The 14385-nt window shown below is 58.6% G+C and carries 14 protein-coding genes; 5 read left to right on the forward strand and 9 right to left on the reverse strand.

The features are described from left to right. Positions 1–91: 91 nt before the first annotated feature. From KGA85_RS10105 to KGA85_RS10140, 8 genes are all read right to left on the reverse strand, one after another. Complete coding sequence (locus KGA85_RS10105) at positions 92–340, reverse strand: hypothetical protein (protein ID WP_223461590.1); 249 nt, start codon at positions 338–340, stop codon at positions 92–94. A gap of 293 nt (positions 341–633) precedes the next feature. Next, the gene (locus KGA85_RS10110; protein ID WP_223461588.1) at positions 634–1350 is read right to left on the reverse strand and encodes an ABC transporter ATP-binding protein; all 717 of its coding nucleotides are present in this window, start codon (positions 1348–1350) and stop codon (positions 634–636) included. Beyond that, a complete protein-coding gene (locus KGA85_RS10115) occupies positions 1347–2222 on the reverse strand; it encodes an ABC transporter ATP-binding protein (protein ID WP_223461586.1) in 876 nt (291 codons plus the stop codon). The genes KGA85_RS10110 and KGA85_RS10115 overlap by 4 nt, the downstream gene beginning before the upstream one ends. Beyond that, the gene (livM, locus tag KGA85_RS10120) at positions 2219–3517 is read right to left on the reverse strand and encodes a high-affinity branched-chain amino acid ABC transporter permease LivM (protein ID WP_223461584.1); all 1299 of its coding nucleotides are present in this window, start codon (positions 3515–3517) and stop codon (positions 2219–2221) included. Before livM ends, KGA85_RS10115 begins: the two co-directional genes overlap by 4 nt. A 2-nt stretch (positions 3518–3519) precedes the next feature. Beyond that, positions 3520–4434 carry an ABC transporter permease subunit gene (locus tag KGA85_RS10125; protein WP_223461582.1) on the reverse strand — a complete coding sequence of 305 codons (915 nt, stop codon included), beginning with the start codon at positions 4432–4434 and terminating at the stop codon, positions 3520–3522. Positions 4435–4625: 191 nt separating this feature from the next. Further along, positions 4626–5759: a branched-chain amino acid ABC transporter substrate-binding protein gene (locus KGA85_RS10130; protein WP_108230419.1), complete on the reverse strand. Its 1134-nt coding sequence runs from the start codon at positions 5757–5759 to the stop codon at positions 4626–4628. Positions 5760–6139: 380 nt separating this feature from the next. Next, positions 6140–7423, reverse strand: coding sequence for an NAD(P)/FAD-dependent oxidoreductase (locus KGA85_RS10135; RefSeq protein ID WP_223461580.1), 1284 nt, complete (start codon positions 7421–7423; stop codon positions 6140–6142). 89 nt (positions 7424–7512) lie between these two features. Beyond that, positions 7513–9003 (reverse strand): aldehyde dehydrogenase family protein, encoded by a 1491-nt coding sequence (locus KGA85_RS10140; RefSeq protein WP_223533784.1) that lies wholly within the window; start codon positions 9001–9003, stop codon positions 7513–7515. 175 nt (positions 9004–9178) lie between these two features. On the opposite strand from KGA85_RS10140, the gene KGA85_RS10145 reads away from it, so the two are divergent. The 3 genes from KGA85_RS10145 to nadE all read left to right on the forward strand — a co-directional run bounded on the left by KGA85_RS10145 (position 9179) and on the right by nadE (position 12427). Then, a complete protein-coding gene (locus tag KGA85_RS10145) occupies positions 9179–10090 on the forward strand; it encodes a LysR family transcriptional regulator (RefSeq protein ID WP_223543088.1) in 912 nt (303 codons plus the stop codon). Positions 10091–10368: 278 nt separating this feature from the next. Further along, positions 10369–11595, forward strand: a complete 1227-nt coding sequence (pncB, locus tag KGA85_RS10150; RefSeq protein WP_223461575.1) for a nicotinate phosphoribosyltransferase — start codon at positions 10369–10371, stop codon at positions 11593–11595. Positions 11596–11599: 4 nt separating this feature from the next. Continuing rightward, a complete protein-coding gene (gene nadE, locus KGA85_RS10155; protein WP_090452833.1) occupies positions 11600–12427 on the forward strand; it encodes an ammonia-dependent NAD(+) synthetase in 828 nt (275 codons plus the stop codon). A 129-nt stretch (positions 12428–12556) separates the two neighbouring features. Here nadE and azu read toward each other — a convergent pair whose 3' ends face one another. Next, positions 12557–13003 carry an azurin gene (gene azu / locus KGA85_RS10160; protein ID WP_223461573.1) on the reverse strand — a complete coding sequence of 149 codons (447 nt, stop codon included), beginning with the start codon at positions 13001–13003 and terminating at the stop codon, positions 12557–12559. 344 nt (positions 13004–13347) lie between these two features. Between azu and KGA85_RS10165 the strand changes: the two genes are divergently transcribed. Both KGA85_RS10165 and KGA85_RS10170 read left to right on the forward strand, forming a co-directional pair. Next, positions 13348–13935, forward strand: coding sequence for a TIGR00730 family Rossman fold protein (locus KGA85_RS10165; protein WP_057397746.1), 588 nt, complete (start codon positions 13348–13350; stop codon positions 13933–13935). Between the two features lie 68 nt (positions 13936–14003). Continuing rightward, complete coding sequence (locus tag KGA85_RS10170) at positions 14004–14183, forward strand: hypothetical protein (protein WP_007973286.1); 180 nt, start codon at positions 14004–14006, stop codon at positions 14181–14183. The last annotated feature ends 202 nt before the right edge of the window (positions 14184–14385 follow it).

A 14385-nucleotide genomic window follows, 5' to 3' on the forward strand; every position in this document is an offset into this window, starting at 1 on the left:
GCTGCAAGCCGCTATCCACAAGGCTTTGCGCGAGGTTTTGAAACTTTTTTGCTTGACCCTCAACCACCTGCTGTGTAGCCCTTGGCCATTTTCATGACTGACGGGTCAAACCGGCGATGGCGCCAGGCCAGTAACCACGGCCTTCAGCCGAGTCTTTCCAGAGTTTAATCACAGACTTATCCACAGGCTTTTCCACGCCGATTTCACGCACTTGCGCCCCGAACAAAAAGGTTGACAAAGCGGCCCGCAAGCTGCGCAAAAACACCTGATCAAAAAACAACCATACCTCTGCAGACCACGGTTTAAAAGGCCTCCAGCCAGCTACTCCCACGTTATTCACAGCCGGTTCCACAGCAAACGGGGACAAGTCAAAACCGTGACAAAACAACTATTTGCAGCGGCTTTATGTCGCGCTTTGCGAGCTTGGGAATATTGTTTTCCACAATTTCCCAGAGGCATGCCAAAACCCTGTCGGAGCGGGCTTGCTCGCGAAAGCGGTGGATCTGTCCTGATGATGTTGAATTTGACGCCGTCTTCGCGGGCAAGCCCGCTCCCACAGGGATTAGTGGGGCATTGGAGATGTAAAAAAGCCCCGGCGATTGCGCGCCGGGGCTTGTGCATAACAAAGCAGACTCAGTGCCCGCCGAGATAGGCGTTACGCACATCCTCGTTGACCAACAACTCCTTGCCGGTGCCGGTCATGCGGATTTCGCCGTTGACCATCACGTACGCCCGGTCCGACAACCGCAGGGCGTGGTTGGCGTTCTGTTCCACCAGGAAGATGGTCATGCCGGTCTTGGCCAGTTCCCGCAGGGTGGCGAAGATCTGCTTCACCACGATCGGCGCCAGGCCCAGGCTCGGCTCGTCCAGCAGCAACAACTTGGGCCGGCTCATCAGGGCACGGGCGATGGCGAGCATTTGCTGTTCGCCACCGGACATGGTCATCGCCCGCTGGGTACGCCGCTCTTCGAGCCGTGGGAACAGCTCGAACATGCGCTGCATGTCCTCCTTGGCGTACTTGTCACCGATAGGGATGGTGCCCATCAGCAGGTTCTCCTCGACGGTCATGTCGGGGAACACCCGCCGCCCTTCCGGCGATTGCGCGATGCCGTTGGAGGCGATGTAGTGGGACGACTTGTGGGTGATGTCCACACCCTGATAAAAGATCTGCCCGTCCGCCGCCCGTGGCTGACCGAAAATCGACATCAACAGGGTCGATTTTCCGGCGCCGTTGGAGCCGATCAGGCTGACAGTTTCACCTTCGTTGATGTGCAGCGAGACTTTCTTCAGGGCCTGGATCGGCCCGTAAAACACGTCCAGTTCCTTGAGTTCGAGGATGGGCTTGGTCATACCACTTCCTCTTCATCGGCGCCCAGGTAGGCCGCAATCACTTTCGGGTCGTTGCGGATCGCTTCAGGGCCACCCTCGGCGATCACGTTGCCGTGGTCCAGCACCACGATGTGGTCGGAAATGCTCATTACCATGCCCATGTCGTGTTCAATCAGCACCACGGTAATATCGTGGTCGTCGCGCAGATGTCGAATCATCGCGCTGAGCGCCTCGGTTTCCTGCGGGTTGAGGCCCGCAGCCGGTTCGTCCAGGCAGATGATCTTGGGCCGGGTGCACATGGCCCGGGCGATTTCCAGGCGGCGCTGCTGGCCGTAGGAAAGCTCGCCGGCCAGACGGTTGGCGCAGTCCACCAGATCGACCACCTCCAGCCAGTAGAACGCATGGTCCAGGGCATCGCTTTCGGCCTTGCGGTAACCTTTGGTGTTGAGAATGCCGGACACCAGATTGCGGTTAACCCACATGTGCTGGGCCACCAGCAGGTTCTCGATCACCGACATTTCCCTGAACAGGCGAATGTTCTGGAAGGTTCGCGCCAGGCCGGCACGGTTGATCAGGTGCGTGCCACCGAACATCTTGTAGTGAAGCCGGCTGAAGAAGCTCTTCGGCGAAACAAAATCGGTCGCCTTGAACGGTTCCCCGAGCATTTTGATGACGTTGGTTTTTACACCACGGGTGTCAAGTTCAATGTGCCCGCCGGTGGCCTTGTAGAAGCCGGTCAGGCAGTTGAACACCGTAGTCTTGCCCGCACCGTTGGGGCCGATCAACGCGAAAATCGAGTTACGTTTGACTTTCAGGCTGACGTCGCTCAGGGCTTTGATGCCGCCGAAATGCATCATCAGGTTCTCGACCTTTAGAACGATTTCTTCGCTCATGGCGCGGCCCTCTCAGTCAAGGCACCTTTACGCGGAGTTACACCGGTCCGGCTGATCCGAATCAGGCCGCGCGGTTTCCAGATCATCATCAGTACCATGAGGATGCCGAACAGCAATACGCGGTATTCCGCGAAGCTGCGCAGCAGTTCCGGGGCGACAGTCAGCACGAACGCCGCGATCACCACGCCGACCGTCGAACCCATGCCGCCGAGCACAACGATGGCGAGGATCAAGGCCGACTCGAAGAACGAGAACGAGGTCGGGTTGACGAAGCCTTGATAGCTGGCGAAAAACACACCGGCCAGACCGGCAGTGGAAGCACCCAGGGTAAAGGCCGACAGTTTGACCAGTACGTGATTGAGGCCCATGGCGCGGCAGGCAATTTCATCTTCGCGCAAGGCCTCCCAGGCACGCCCGACCGGCATGCGCGTCAGGCGATGCTTGATGTACAGCACCAGCATCACCACGAGGAACAACACGCCATAGATGAGCATGAACTTGACGTTCGGGTTGTATTCAGTCCCGAAGAATTGATGGAAGGGTATCCCGCCATCTTTCGCCACACGCCCGAACTCGATACCGAAAACCGACGGTGATGGCACCGGCATGCCGTTAGGCCCGCCCGTGAAGGACAGCCAGTTGGTCAGTATCAGGCGAATGATTTCACCGAAGCCCAGGGTCACGATGGCCAGGTAGTCGCCATGCATGCGTAATACGGGAAAGCCGAGTATGCATCCTGCCATCGCTGCCATGAGTGCCGACAGCGGCAACATGGTCCAGAAACCCAGGCCAAGGTAGTGATAACCCAGTGCCAGGCCATAGGCACCGATGGCATAAAATGCCACGTAACCCAGGTCGAGCAAACCTGCCAGACCGACCACGATGTTCAGGCCAAGGCCCAGCAACACGTAGATCAATCCCAGGATCACCACCGTCAGCAGGTACTTGTCGGCGAAAATCGGAAACACCATAGCGATCACGATCAAACCCGGAATGATCAAGCGCAGCCGCGACTTGTAATCAGGTGGTAGCACATGCACGCCTGAGCCGATGACTTCGAAGCTTTGCTGAACCTTCACGCCCTTGGCGGTCTGCAAAAACAGACTGAGGACAAAACGCCCGACCATCACCGCCCCGACCATCCAGGCCACACGCGTCGGCTGCAGGTTGTAGCTATAACCTTCAAGTACTACGCCCACGATCGGGCCGAAGACAATCAGGGCAATCAACCCGGCCAGAACCGTGTCGACGAGGCTTTTTTTGACATCGATAGTGTTTTTATTAGCGTCGGACATACTTATACCTTCGCCACAAGTGGGCGACCCAGCAGGCCTTGAGGACGGAAAATCAGGATCAGTACCAGCAGCGAGAAGCTGAAGACGTCCTTGTAGTCAGAGTTGATCACGCCGGAAAACAGCGACTCGGATACGCCGAGAATGATCCCGCCGAGCATGGCGCCAGGCAGCGAACCAATCCCGCCGAGCACCGCAGCGGTGAAGGCCTTTATGCCGATCACGAAGCCTGCGTAGAAGTCGAAGGTGCCGTAGTTCACCGTGATCAAGACACCGGCCAGCGCAGCCATGGCGGCACCGATGATGAACACGTAGGAGATCACCCGGTCGGTGTTAATCCCGAGGATCGAGGCCATCTTGCGGTCTTGTTGGGTCGCACGACACATGCGCCCCAACTTGGTGTATTTGATGATGTAGGTCAGCAGGGCCATTCCGATAAACGCTGCGACCAGAATAAAGATCTTGGTGAATGTAATCTGCACAAACCCGGTACCGATTTCGAATCTCAGCCCACCACTCAGCAGCGTAGGAATACCCTGTTGCCGTGAGCCCTGAGCAATCTGTGCGTAGTTCTGCAGGATCAGAGAAACGCCGATAGCACTGATCAGCGGTGCCAGTCGGGTGGAGTTGCGCAGCGGTTTGTAAGCGATGCGCTCGATGACCCAGCCATACACACCGGTCACGAAGACAGTGAACAGCAGGGTACCGAGGATCAACAACGGAAAGGATTCGACACCGAAGTAGGACAGCAGAGCCAGGCTGATCGCCGCGAGGTACGCGGAAATCATATAAACCTCGCCGTGGGCGAAGTTGATCATGCCAATGATGCCGTAGACCATTGTGTAGCCGATGGCGATCAGGCCGTAGACCGATCCGAGAGTCAGACCGTTGATTACTTGTTGCAGGAAAATACCGTCCATCTTGCACTCTCACTAACTTGAGAGGCCACCGCGAACCCGGTGTCGATGAGCCCTTATGAGGCTCATCTGCCCAGGTTCACGTGGCTCAGAAGAAAAATACCGGGTCGGCACGATTGCAGAACCCATGACCCAAGCCAGGCCTGCGCCCCACGATTCATGTCGAGAGACCCAGGCTTGGCAATGCGCTTATCTCACTTCTGTTTATCCAGCTGGTGGTATTTGCCTGCAGCATCCCACTGGTAAACCACGTAGTCGGAGACTTTCAGGTCGCCCTTGCCGTCCCACTCCTTCTTGCCCATCACGGTTTCCACCGGATGCTCTTTCAGCCATTTGCTGGCGTCTTCACCTTTGTTCGACTTGGCACCGTTGAAGCCGGCAGCCAGGGCTTGTACCGTGGCGTAGGCATACAGGGTGTAGCCTTCTGGCTCGTAACCGGACTTGCGGAAGGTTTCTACAACAACCTTGCTGTCTGGAATCAGACGCGGGTCAGCGCCAAAGGTCATGTACACGCCGTCGACGAACGGAGCACCACCGGCAGTCGTCACCATTTCGTCAGTCACGATGCCGTCATCGGACATGAACTTGACGTCTTTCAGACCTTGCTCGCGCAGTTGGTGGACCAATGGGCCGGCTTCCGGGTGCAGGCCGCCGAAGTAAAGAACATCAGCCCCTACCGAGCGGACTTTGGTGATCAAGGCGCTGAAATCCTTCTCGCCACGGGTCAGGCCTTCTTCAAGAACCGGTTTCACGCCACGAGCGGTCAACTGCTTGGCAGTCGCGTCCGCCAGGCCTTTACCGTAGGTGTCTTTATCGTTGATGACGGCAACTTTCTTGCCTTTCAGGACGTCGACGATGTAGTTACCCGCAACGATACCTTGCTGGTCATCGCGCCCGCACAAACGCAACATGGCAGGCAGGCCGCGCTCGGTGACCGCCGGGTTGGTAGAACCTGGAGTAATTGCGATGATGCCTGCGTCAGCGTAGACCTCAGAAGCCGGGATGGTCGACGACGAGCAGAAGTGCCCGACAACGCCGATAACCTTGTCCTGCACCATTTTGTTCGCGACAGCTACAGCCTGTTTCGGTTCGCAGGCGTCATCGCCCTGAACCAGTACAATTTTTTCGCCGTTGATGCCGCCCTTGGCGTTGATTGCATCCGCCGCAGCTTGCGCGCCTTTCATGTATTGCAAGCCGAAGGAAGCGTTGGCACCGGTCATCGGACCCGCCACACCAATTTTGACATCCGCCTGAACAAACGAAGAAACACCCAATGCAGTAGCAACTGCGAGTGCCAGAAAACCTTTCCTGTAAAACGTCTGCGACATGTGATGGTGCTCCTGAGGTTTTTTTAGTTAGCACAGCTACTTCAGCGGAAGCTTTGATTCAGCTACAAGCGCAGAGCAAGTGGCGTGCCATCGGTTTTTTATTCTGAAAAAAGTCGCTGCTTTCTTGTTATTTCGACTGTTTCGGGCCCATTTTCATTGGGCGTGCAACCGTCTAAACCGCGGAAGGTAAAACCATTATTTTTTTGAGGCGCAACCCGCCTGCGCCATCATTGCAACCGCGGCTTTAAACGACGTGCAACCAGCCTGTAACAACGTGCGTCACCGAAGTGCACACTGCTGGTGCGAGACTGCTACAACCCGCACCACTACAGGCTAGCTGCAGATCGAAAAAGCGCCGCTTCCACTGCAAAAATCAACCTTCAGATCACGATCCGCAGGCACTGGCCTGCGTGATACAGCGAGAATCCCGCCTCATACAGACAGCTGCGCAACCCCACCCCGGTCAGTGGCTGCATGGGCGCGAAAGGAATCGGTAGTGCTTGAGGATTTCCGTTACACAGGTAATCGGCAAAGGCCTTGCCGACCACCGTTCCCGTGGTCACGCCCCGGCCGTTGTAGCCGGTGACTGCCACTAAACCGGGCGCGGGTTCGAACAGACGCATCAAATGATCGGGGGTAAACGCGATGCAACCGGTCCAGGTGCACTCCCATTCCACCGGTTTCAGGTAAGGGAAGTAATGTTGCTGCACGCGATCGGCCCAGGCCTTGAGAAACCAGGCCGGTTTCTGATTGCCATTACCCAGACTGCCAAGCAGCAACCTTCCGTTTTTATCCCGACGGATGCTGCTCAGGACCTGGCGGGTGTCCCAGGAACCCTGGCCACCGGGCAGAATTTGTTGTGCGGCCTCTTCGGTCAGCGGCACCGATGCCACCTGATAGTAATAACCGGGAAAAAAATTGCGCCGCAGTTCCGTCCAGTCGCCCTCGGTGTAGGCATTGGAGGCAATCACCACTTTCTCGGCCATGACCGAGCCCTGGGCGGTTTGCACAGACCAGCGTTGGCCCTGACGCTCAAGTCGGGTAACCGGGGAGTGATCGAATAATTGACCGCCCAGGCCGATGGCCGCTTTGGCCAGCCCCGTGGTATAGGCCATCGGGTTGAGCGTGCCGGCGCGGCGATCGAGCAGCGCGGCGGCGATCTTTTTCGTGCCGGTGGCTTGTTCGCAAGCTTGCCCGGTGAGCAGCTCTACTGGCGCACCGCGACGTTTCCATTGTTCTTCACGACTGCGCAGATCGGCTTCGCCGCGGGCGTTGTGTGCCATGTGCAGCGTGCCTTCGCGACGCAACTGGCAATCGATGTTGTACTTGTCCACAAGGCTGAACACCAGGGATGGCGCCGCCCCCAGCATGCGGTTGAGCTGGCTGCCGACCTCCTTGCCGAACCCGGCTTCGATCTCGTCCGGGGGAATCCACATCCCGGCATTGACCAGCCCGACGTTGCGCCCCGAACCACCGTGGCCGGCGCGATGGGCTTCCAGCACACAAACGCTCTTGCCCTGCTCCAGCAGATGCACCGCCGCCGACAAACCGGTAAAACCGGCGCCGATGACGCAGACATCCACCGTGACCTCACCCTTGAGGGCCGAATTGTCCGGCCTTTGCGGCGTCAGTTTTTCCCACAGACACTCTTCGCGTAACGGCATTGCAAGCTCCTGTCGGAGCAGCTACAAGCCACAAGCTACAAGCCGCAAGCCAGTTTGCTTGAAGCTTGAAGCTTGTAGCTTGAAGCTGCTTAATCGAACGTAATACCCTGCGCCAACGGCAACTCCAGCGAATAGTTCACGGTGTTGGTCTGGCGGCGCATGTAGCCGCGCCATGCATCGGAGCCGGATTCGCGACCGCCGCCGGTTTCTTTCTCGCCGCCGAACGCACCGCCGATTTCCGCGCCGCTCGGGCCGATGTTGACGTTGGCGATGCCGCAGTCGCTGCCCACCGCCGACATGAACTGCTCGGCTTCACGCACGTCGGTGGTGAAGATGCACGAGGACAGGCCTTGTGGCACGGCGTTGTTCAGGCGCAGGGCTTCCTGGAAATCGCTGTAACCGACCACGTACAGGATCGGAGCGAAGGTTTCATGGCAGACCACATCGCTCTGCTCCGGCATTTCGACGATGGCCGGCGACACGTAGTAGGCATTCGGGAACTTGTCTTGCAGCTGACGCTCACCGCCAAACACCCGGCCGCCTTCGCTCAAGGCCTGTTCCAGCGCGTCCTGCATGTTGTCGAAGCTTTGCTTGTCGATCAGCGGGCCGACCAGGTTGCCTTCCAGCGGATGGCCGATACGTACTTTCGAGTACGCGGCTTTCAGGCGGGTGACGATTTCTTCTTTCACCGACTCATGGGCGATCAGGCGACGCAGGGTGGTGCAGCGCTGACCGGCAGTGCCGACGGCGCTGAACAGGATCGCGCGAACGGCCATGTCGAGGTCGGCGCTTGGGCCCAGGATCATCGCGTTGTTGCCGCCCAGCTCCAGAATGCTGCGGGCGAAACGTGCGGCGATTTTCGGCGCCACTTCACGGCCCATGCGGGTGCTGCCGGTGGCGCTGACCAGCGCGACACGCGGATCATCGACCAGGGCTTCGCCGGCATCGCGACCGCCAATAATCACCTGGCTCAAGTGCGGAGGTGCATCGCTGAAGTTCTTAAGCACGCGATCAAACAGCGCCTGGCAAGCCAGTGCGGTCAGTGGAGTCTTTTCCGACGGTTTCCAGATCACCGGGTTGCCACAGACCAGCGCCAGCGTGGCGTTCCAGGCCCAGACCGCGACCGGGAAGTTGAACGCACTGATCACCCCGACAACGCCCAGCGGATGCCAGGTTTCGCGCATGTGGTGGCCAGGACGCTCGGAGGCGATGGTCAAACCGTACAGCTGACGGGACAGGCCGACGGCGAAGTCGCAGATGTCGATCATTTCCTGAACTTCACCCAGGCCTTCCTGGGTGATCTTGCCGGCTTCCCAGGACACCAGTTCGCCGAGGTCGGCCTTGTATTCACGCAGGATGTCACCCAGTTGCCGCACCAGCTCGCCACGGCGCGGCGCCGGAACCTTGCGCCACAGTTCGAACGCATGATCTGCGCGACTGATGTGCTGCTCGACTTCAGCAGCGCCTTCCCAGTTCACGGCGGCGATCCTGCTGCCATCGATCGGCGAATGCACCGGCACTTTGCCGTTCTGGTACAGGGCCGGGTTCACACCAAGACGATCAAGCAATGCGGCAACCATGGGTCACTCCTCAAGCAAAAGACAGAACATGTGCAGCCGGAAATTCACGGCTGATCAGACCTGTAGTTTTAGCTGCCCGGAGGTTACTCAACAAACGACCATTAAGAGAGATATCATTCCGTTTATTCATGCTGTGCATTGCTGGCAATAAAGAGACAAGAACCAAGGACCGCCCATGCTGAATAAACGCTACTTGCCATCGATCGCTGCGTTGCAGTGCTTCGAGGCCGTCACCCGGCACTTGAGCTTCACCCGGGCCGCCGAAGAGTTGAACCTGACCCAAAGCGCCGTGAGCAAACAGGTCGCGCAACTCGAAGAGCTGTTGCAGCACCTGCTGTTTCGCCGGGTGCGCCGACGCCTGCAAATGACGCCGGCCGGCGACCTGTACCTGGTTGAGGTGCGAAAAATCCTCACCCAGGTCGAGATGTCGACCCATTACCTGCGCTCCTACGGTGGCGAAACAGAAGTCCTGCGGGTTTCGACACCTCCTACCTTCGGTGCGCGCTGGCTGGTGCCGCGCCTCAAAGGCTGGCGCCTGCGGCACCCGTCGATCCACCTGGACCTGTGCAGCGAGCAGGAAGCCGACGATCTGCTGCAAGGTCGCAGCGACCTGGCGTTCTACTTCGGCCAGGGCTCACGGCCGGGCACCGAATGCCTGAAGCTGTTCGGCGAAGAGCTGGTGCCGGTGTGCGCCCCGGGCAGCCTGCCGGATACGCCGTTTACCGATCCGACACAACTGACTGATCTGGTCCTGCTGCAAAACGCTTCCCGCCCCCAGGCCTGGCATGACTGGTTCGACCATCAGGGCTACCACACCGAGCACAGCTACCACGGCCCACGCTTCGAAACCTTTTATATGTGCATCCGCGCCGCCCAGGTCGGTTGCGGCGTGGCGTTGCTGCCCCGCTTTCTGGTGGAAGAAGAACTGGCTGACGGCAAGCTGGTCATTCCCTGGCAGCATGCAATGCCCAGCACCGACGCCTATTACCTTGCGTACCCGGAGCATTCGGCGGAAGTGCCTAAGGTGCGGAACTTTGTGAAGTGGATGCTGGAGCAGATAGATAGCCCGGAGACGGTGCAGCACTAACGTCTTGCACTTTCCCTGTGGCGAGGGGGCTTGTCGGAACGCCGCATCGCCCCGTTGGGTTGCGTAGCAGCCCCAAAATTTGCAACTCCGTAGCTAGAGCTATTGCGACTGCTGCGCAGCCGAACGGGGCGATGCGGCGTTCCGACAAGCCCCTTCGCCACAGAAGCTCACACCTGCAGGGATCTGCTGCGGTCTAAAAAATTGCTGGCAATACCTGCCGCTGATATGCGCCACTAGCGCCATTGTTCAATACCGCTGCAACGCTGGAGATTCCCGTTATGAGCGAGAGTGTGTTTGCCGATCGCATCGTGCAGAACCTGCTCGACACCGACTTCTACAAACTGACGATGATGCAGGCGGTGCTGCACAACTACCCGAACGTCGAAGTCGAATGGGAGTTTCGTTGCCGTAACAGCGAGGACTTGCGCCCGTACCTGGCGGAAATCCGCTTCCAGATCGAGCGCCTGGCCGAGTTGAGCCTGAGCGCCGACCAGTTGAGCTTTCTGGAGCGCATCAGCTTCCTGAAGCCGGACTTCCTGCGTTTTCTCGGGTTGTTTCGCTTCAACCTGCGCTACATCCACACCGGCCTCGAAAACGGTGAGCTGTTTATCCGCCTGCGGGGCCCCTGGCTGCATGTGATCCTGTTCGAAGTGCCGCTGCTGGCCCTGGTCAGCGAGGTGCGCAACCGCTATCGCTACCGCGAAGTCGTACTGGAGCAGGCCCGCGAGCAGCTCTACCGCAAGTTCGACTGGCTGAGCGCCAATGCCAGCAGCGATGAATTGTCCGAATTGCAGGTGGCCGATTTCGGCACGCGCCGTCGTTTCTCGTATCGCGTGCAGGAAGAAGTGGTGAATGTGCTCAAGCACGATTTCCCCGGACGCTTCGTCGGCACCAGCAACGTGCACCTGTCCCGGGAGCAGGACATGAAACCCCTGGGTACCATGGCCCACGAATGGATCATGGCGCACCAGCAACTCGGCCCGCGGCTGATCGACAGCCAGATCGCCGCACTCGATTGCTGGGTCCGTGAATACCGTGGCCTGCTGGGGATTGCCCTGACCGACTGCATCACCATGGATGCCTTCCTCGGCGATTTCGATCTGTTTTTCGCCAAGCTTTTCGACGGTTTGCGCCACGATTCAGGTGATCCGGTACTGTGGGCGGAAAAAGCCATCGCCCACTATCACAAGCTCGGCATCGACCCGATGAGCAAGACGCTGACCTTCTCCGACAGCCTGACCCTGCCCAGAACCCTGGAGATATTCCGGGCGCTGCGCGGTCGGATCAATGTCAGCTTCGGTATCGGCACCAACCTGACCTGTGATATTCCGGGTGTCGAACCGATGAGCATCGTGCTTAAAATGACCGCCTGCAACGGCCAGCCGGTGGCGAAGATCTCCGACGAGCCAGGCAAGACGCACTGTAAAGACCCGAATTTCGTCGCTTACTTGCGACACGTTTTCCAGGTTCCTGCCGCCCTTTCAAGTACATCAAGCAAGGAGTGAATTCATGCAAGCCGTACAGCGTGAGATTGCTGAACAGCTCAAGGTCCAGCCACCATTCGCCGACGAGGCCGCCCTTGAGGCCGAAGTCGCCCGGCGGGTGACCTTCATTCAGGATTGCCTGGTCAACTCCGGGCTCAAGACCCTGGTACTGGGCATCAGTGGCGGGGTCGACTCCCTGACCGCCGGCCTGCTGGCCCAACGGGCCGTCCGTGAACTGCGCCAGCGCAGCGGTGATGCCGCCTACAAATTCATCGCCGTGCGCCTGCCCTACGAAACCCAGTTCGATGAGCACGACGCCCAGGCTTCGGTGGATTTCATCAAGCCGGACGAGCGCCACACCGTGAACATCGGCCCGGCGGTCAAGTCCCTGGCCAATGAAGTGGCGGCCTTCGAAGGCAAACATGCGGTGTCGGTGGATTTCGTTCTCGGCAACACCAAGGCGCGCATGCGCATGGTCGCCCAGTACACCATCGCCGGTGCGGCCCATGGCCTGGTGATCGGCACCGATCACGCGGCGGAAGCGGTGATGGGTTTCTTCACCAAGTTCGGTGACGGCGCCTGCGACCTGGCGCCACTGAGTGGCCTGGTGAAAAACCAGGTCCGCGCCATCGCCCGCAGCTTCGGCGCGCCGGAGTCGCTGGTGGAGAAAGTCCCAACCGCCGACCTCGAAGACCTATCGCCCGGCAAACCGGACGAAGCCTCCCACGGCGTGACCTACGCCGAGATCGACGCCTTCCTGCACGGCAATCCGGTGCGTGAAGAGGCGTTCAAGATCATTGTTGATACGTACAACAAGACGCATCACAAGCGAGTGATGCCGTTCGCGCCTTGAGGCGTAAGTGAATGAAAAAGCCCGCTGAGGAGTGATCCTCAGCGGGCTTTTCTTTGGCCATTAGATTCATTGATGCTGATGGCCCCTTCGCGAGCATGCTCGCGAAGAACGATGACGCGGTGTGCCTGATTACTTGAGGGTCACGGTGCCTTTCATCATCGAGATGTGGCCCGGGAACGAGCAGAAGAAACCGTATTTTTCAGCCGCATCCAGCTTGGACACATCGAAAGTCACCGAATCGGTTTCCTTGGCGCCGATGACCTTGGTGTGGGCGATCACGCGGGCGTCGCCTTCTTTCAGGTAGTTCTTGTCGATACCGGCGCTCAGTCCGTCGGTGGCGATCGGCTGCATGTCGGCTTCTTTACTCAGCACCCAGTTATGGCCCATGACGTTCTTCGGCAAGCTGCCGGAGTGCTTGAGTTCCACGGTAAACGTCTTGCAGCTCTTGTCGATTTCAATGGCCTTCGTGTCGAAAGACATCTGGTCGGTGGAGTCGACGGTGACTTTGCACTCTGCAGCCATCAATTGGCTGCTGGCCAGTGTCAACAGGGATACCGCAACAAGTTTGGCAAACATGGTGAATCTCCAAGGCAGGGTTAACGAAATCGCGAATGAACAGAAGACTGCCTGAAAACTTCGCAAGTTCATATGACTTGAATCAAAAATTGTATACAACTTTCGGGCTATGACGCTGATGCAAATTATCTACCGGCCAAGTGTCTGGCCCGGGCCTATCATCAGGCCGTCCCCCTTCAAATGGAACGTCTGTCATGTCGATCAACAGCCTGTTGTGCAGTTTGCTGGCCGCCTACGCCTGCGGCGCCAGCGGTACGTACGAAACACCAGAACACAAAGTCTAGCCCTTGGAGTGCCGTGCGCCTGCCTTTACTCTGTGGCCCTGATCGACCATGGAGCAAGGCATGTCTTTAACATCCGTTTGTGTATTTTGTGGTGCCAGCACCGGCACCAACCCGGCTTACCGCGAAGCAGCCGTGGCCCTTGGCCGGGCGTTGGCCGAGCGCAAGCTGACCCTGGTGTATGGCGGTGGCGCCGTGGGCCTGATGGGCATCGTCGCTGATGCGGCCCTGGCGGCCGGCGGTGAAGTGATCGGCATCATCCCGCAAAGCCTCAAGGACAAGGAGATCGGCCACAGCGGCTTGACTCGCCTGGAAGTCGTCGATGGCATGCACGCGCGCAAGGCGCGGATGGCCGAGCTCAGCGATGCCTTTATCGCGCTGCCCGGTGGCCTTGGCACCCTCGAAGAACTGTTCGAAGTCTGGACCTGGGGCCAGCTCGGCTACCACGGCAAACCGCTGGGTTTGCTGGAAGTGAACGGTTTCTACAGCAAATTGACGTCTTTTCTCGATCATATCGTCGGCGAAGGCTTCGTTCGCGGGCAGCACCGTGACATGCTGCAAGTGAGCGAATCGCCGCAAACCCTGCTCGATGCTCTGGATGCCTGGCAACCGTCCATAGCGCCAAAATGGGCCGAGCAAAAACCCAGCTAACGGCTTGGCACCGATACAGGGCAGAATATGCGCCGCTCAACCTCACCTTCGACCCCAGAGGATCGCCCATGGCCAAACCTAATTATTCCTTCGCCAAACGTCAGAGAGACTTGGCCAAGGAGCAGAAGAAAGAGGAAAAGCTTCAGCGCAAGAAAGCTACAGCTGAAGAAGCGGCACTGAACCCTGAGGGTGAAGTAGCGGCAGAAGACGATGTTGATGCACCGAAAGACTCGGCGCCCGACGCCTGAGAACCTCCGGGCCGGTTGATCTGATCAGGCCCACCGGATCTGTGTAAAGGGTTGGCAGCTTTGCTGCCGATCCTCACAGGCCAATCTGAAATACCCCTATCCAGAAACCACTGCACATCCCCTGTGGGAGCGGGCTTGCTCGCGAAAGCGTAGTGTCAGACAACAACCGTCTTGAATATGAAATTGCTTTCGCGAGCAAGCC

It is taken from the genome of Pseudomonas sp. GL-B-12, from assembly GCF_019955895.1.
Taxonomy (GTDB): Bacteria; Pseudomonadota; Gammaproteobacteria; order Pseudomonadales; family Pseudomonadaceae; genus Aquipseudomonas.

What these genes read in the sequence shown, in the direction of transcription:
- KGA85_RS10110 (WP_223461588.1), bottom strand. Translation starts at nt 1,350, where the DNA reads ATGACCAAGCCCATCCTCGAACTCAAGGAACTGGACGTGTTTTACGGG.
- KGA85_RS10115 (WP_223461586.1), bottom strand. Translation starts at nt 2,222, where the DNA reads ATGAGCGAAGAAATCGTTCTAAAGGTCGAGAACCTGATGATGCATTTC.
- livM (WP_223461584.1), bottom strand. Translation starts at nt 3,517, where the DNA reads ATGTCCGACGCTAATAAAAACACTATCGATGTCAAAAAAAGCCTCGTC.
- KGA85_RS10125 (WP_223461582.1), bottom strand. Translation starts at nt 4,434, where the DNA reads ATGGACGGTATTTTCCTGCAACAAGTAATCAACGGTCTGACTCTCGGA.
- KGA85_RS10130 (WP_108230419.1), bottom strand. Translation starts at nt 5,759, where the DNA reads ATGTCGCAGACGTTTTACAGGAAAGGTTTTCTGGCACTCGCAGTTGCT.
- KGA85_RS10135 (WP_223461580.1), bottom strand. Translation starts at nt 7,423, where the DNA reads ATGCCGTTACGCGAAGAGTGTCTGTGGGAAAAACTGACGCCGCAAAGG.
- KGA85_RS10140 (WP_223533784.1), bottom strand. Translation starts at nt 9,003, where the DNA reads ATGGTTGCCGCATTGCTTGATCGTCTTGGTGTGAACCCGGCCCTGTAC.
- KGA85_RS10145 (WP_223543088.1), top strand. Translation starts at nt 9,179, where the DNA reads ATGCTGAATAAACGCTACTTGCCATCGATCGCTGCGTTGCAGTGCTTC.
- pncB (WP_223461575.1), top strand. Translation starts at nt 10,369, where the DNA reads ATGAGCGAGAGTGTGTTTGCCGATCGCATCGTGCAGAACCTGCTCGAC.
- nadE (WP_090452833.1), top strand. Translation starts at nt 11,600, where the DNA reads ATGCAAGCCGTACAGCGTGAGATTGCTGAACAGCTCAAGGTCCAGCCA.
- azu (WP_223461573.1), bottom strand. Translation starts at nt 13,003, where the DNA reads ATGTTTGCCAAACTTGTTGCGGTATCCCTGTTGACACTGGCCAGCAGC.
- KGA85_RS10165 (WP_057397746.1), top strand. Translation starts at nt 13,348, where the DNA reads ATGTCTTTAACATCCGTTTGTGTATTTTGTGGTGCCAGCACCGGCACC.
- KGA85_RS10170 (WP_007973286.1), top strand. Translation starts at nt 14,004, where the DNA reads ATGGCCAAACCTAATTATTCCTTCGCCAAACGTCAGAGAGACTTGGCC.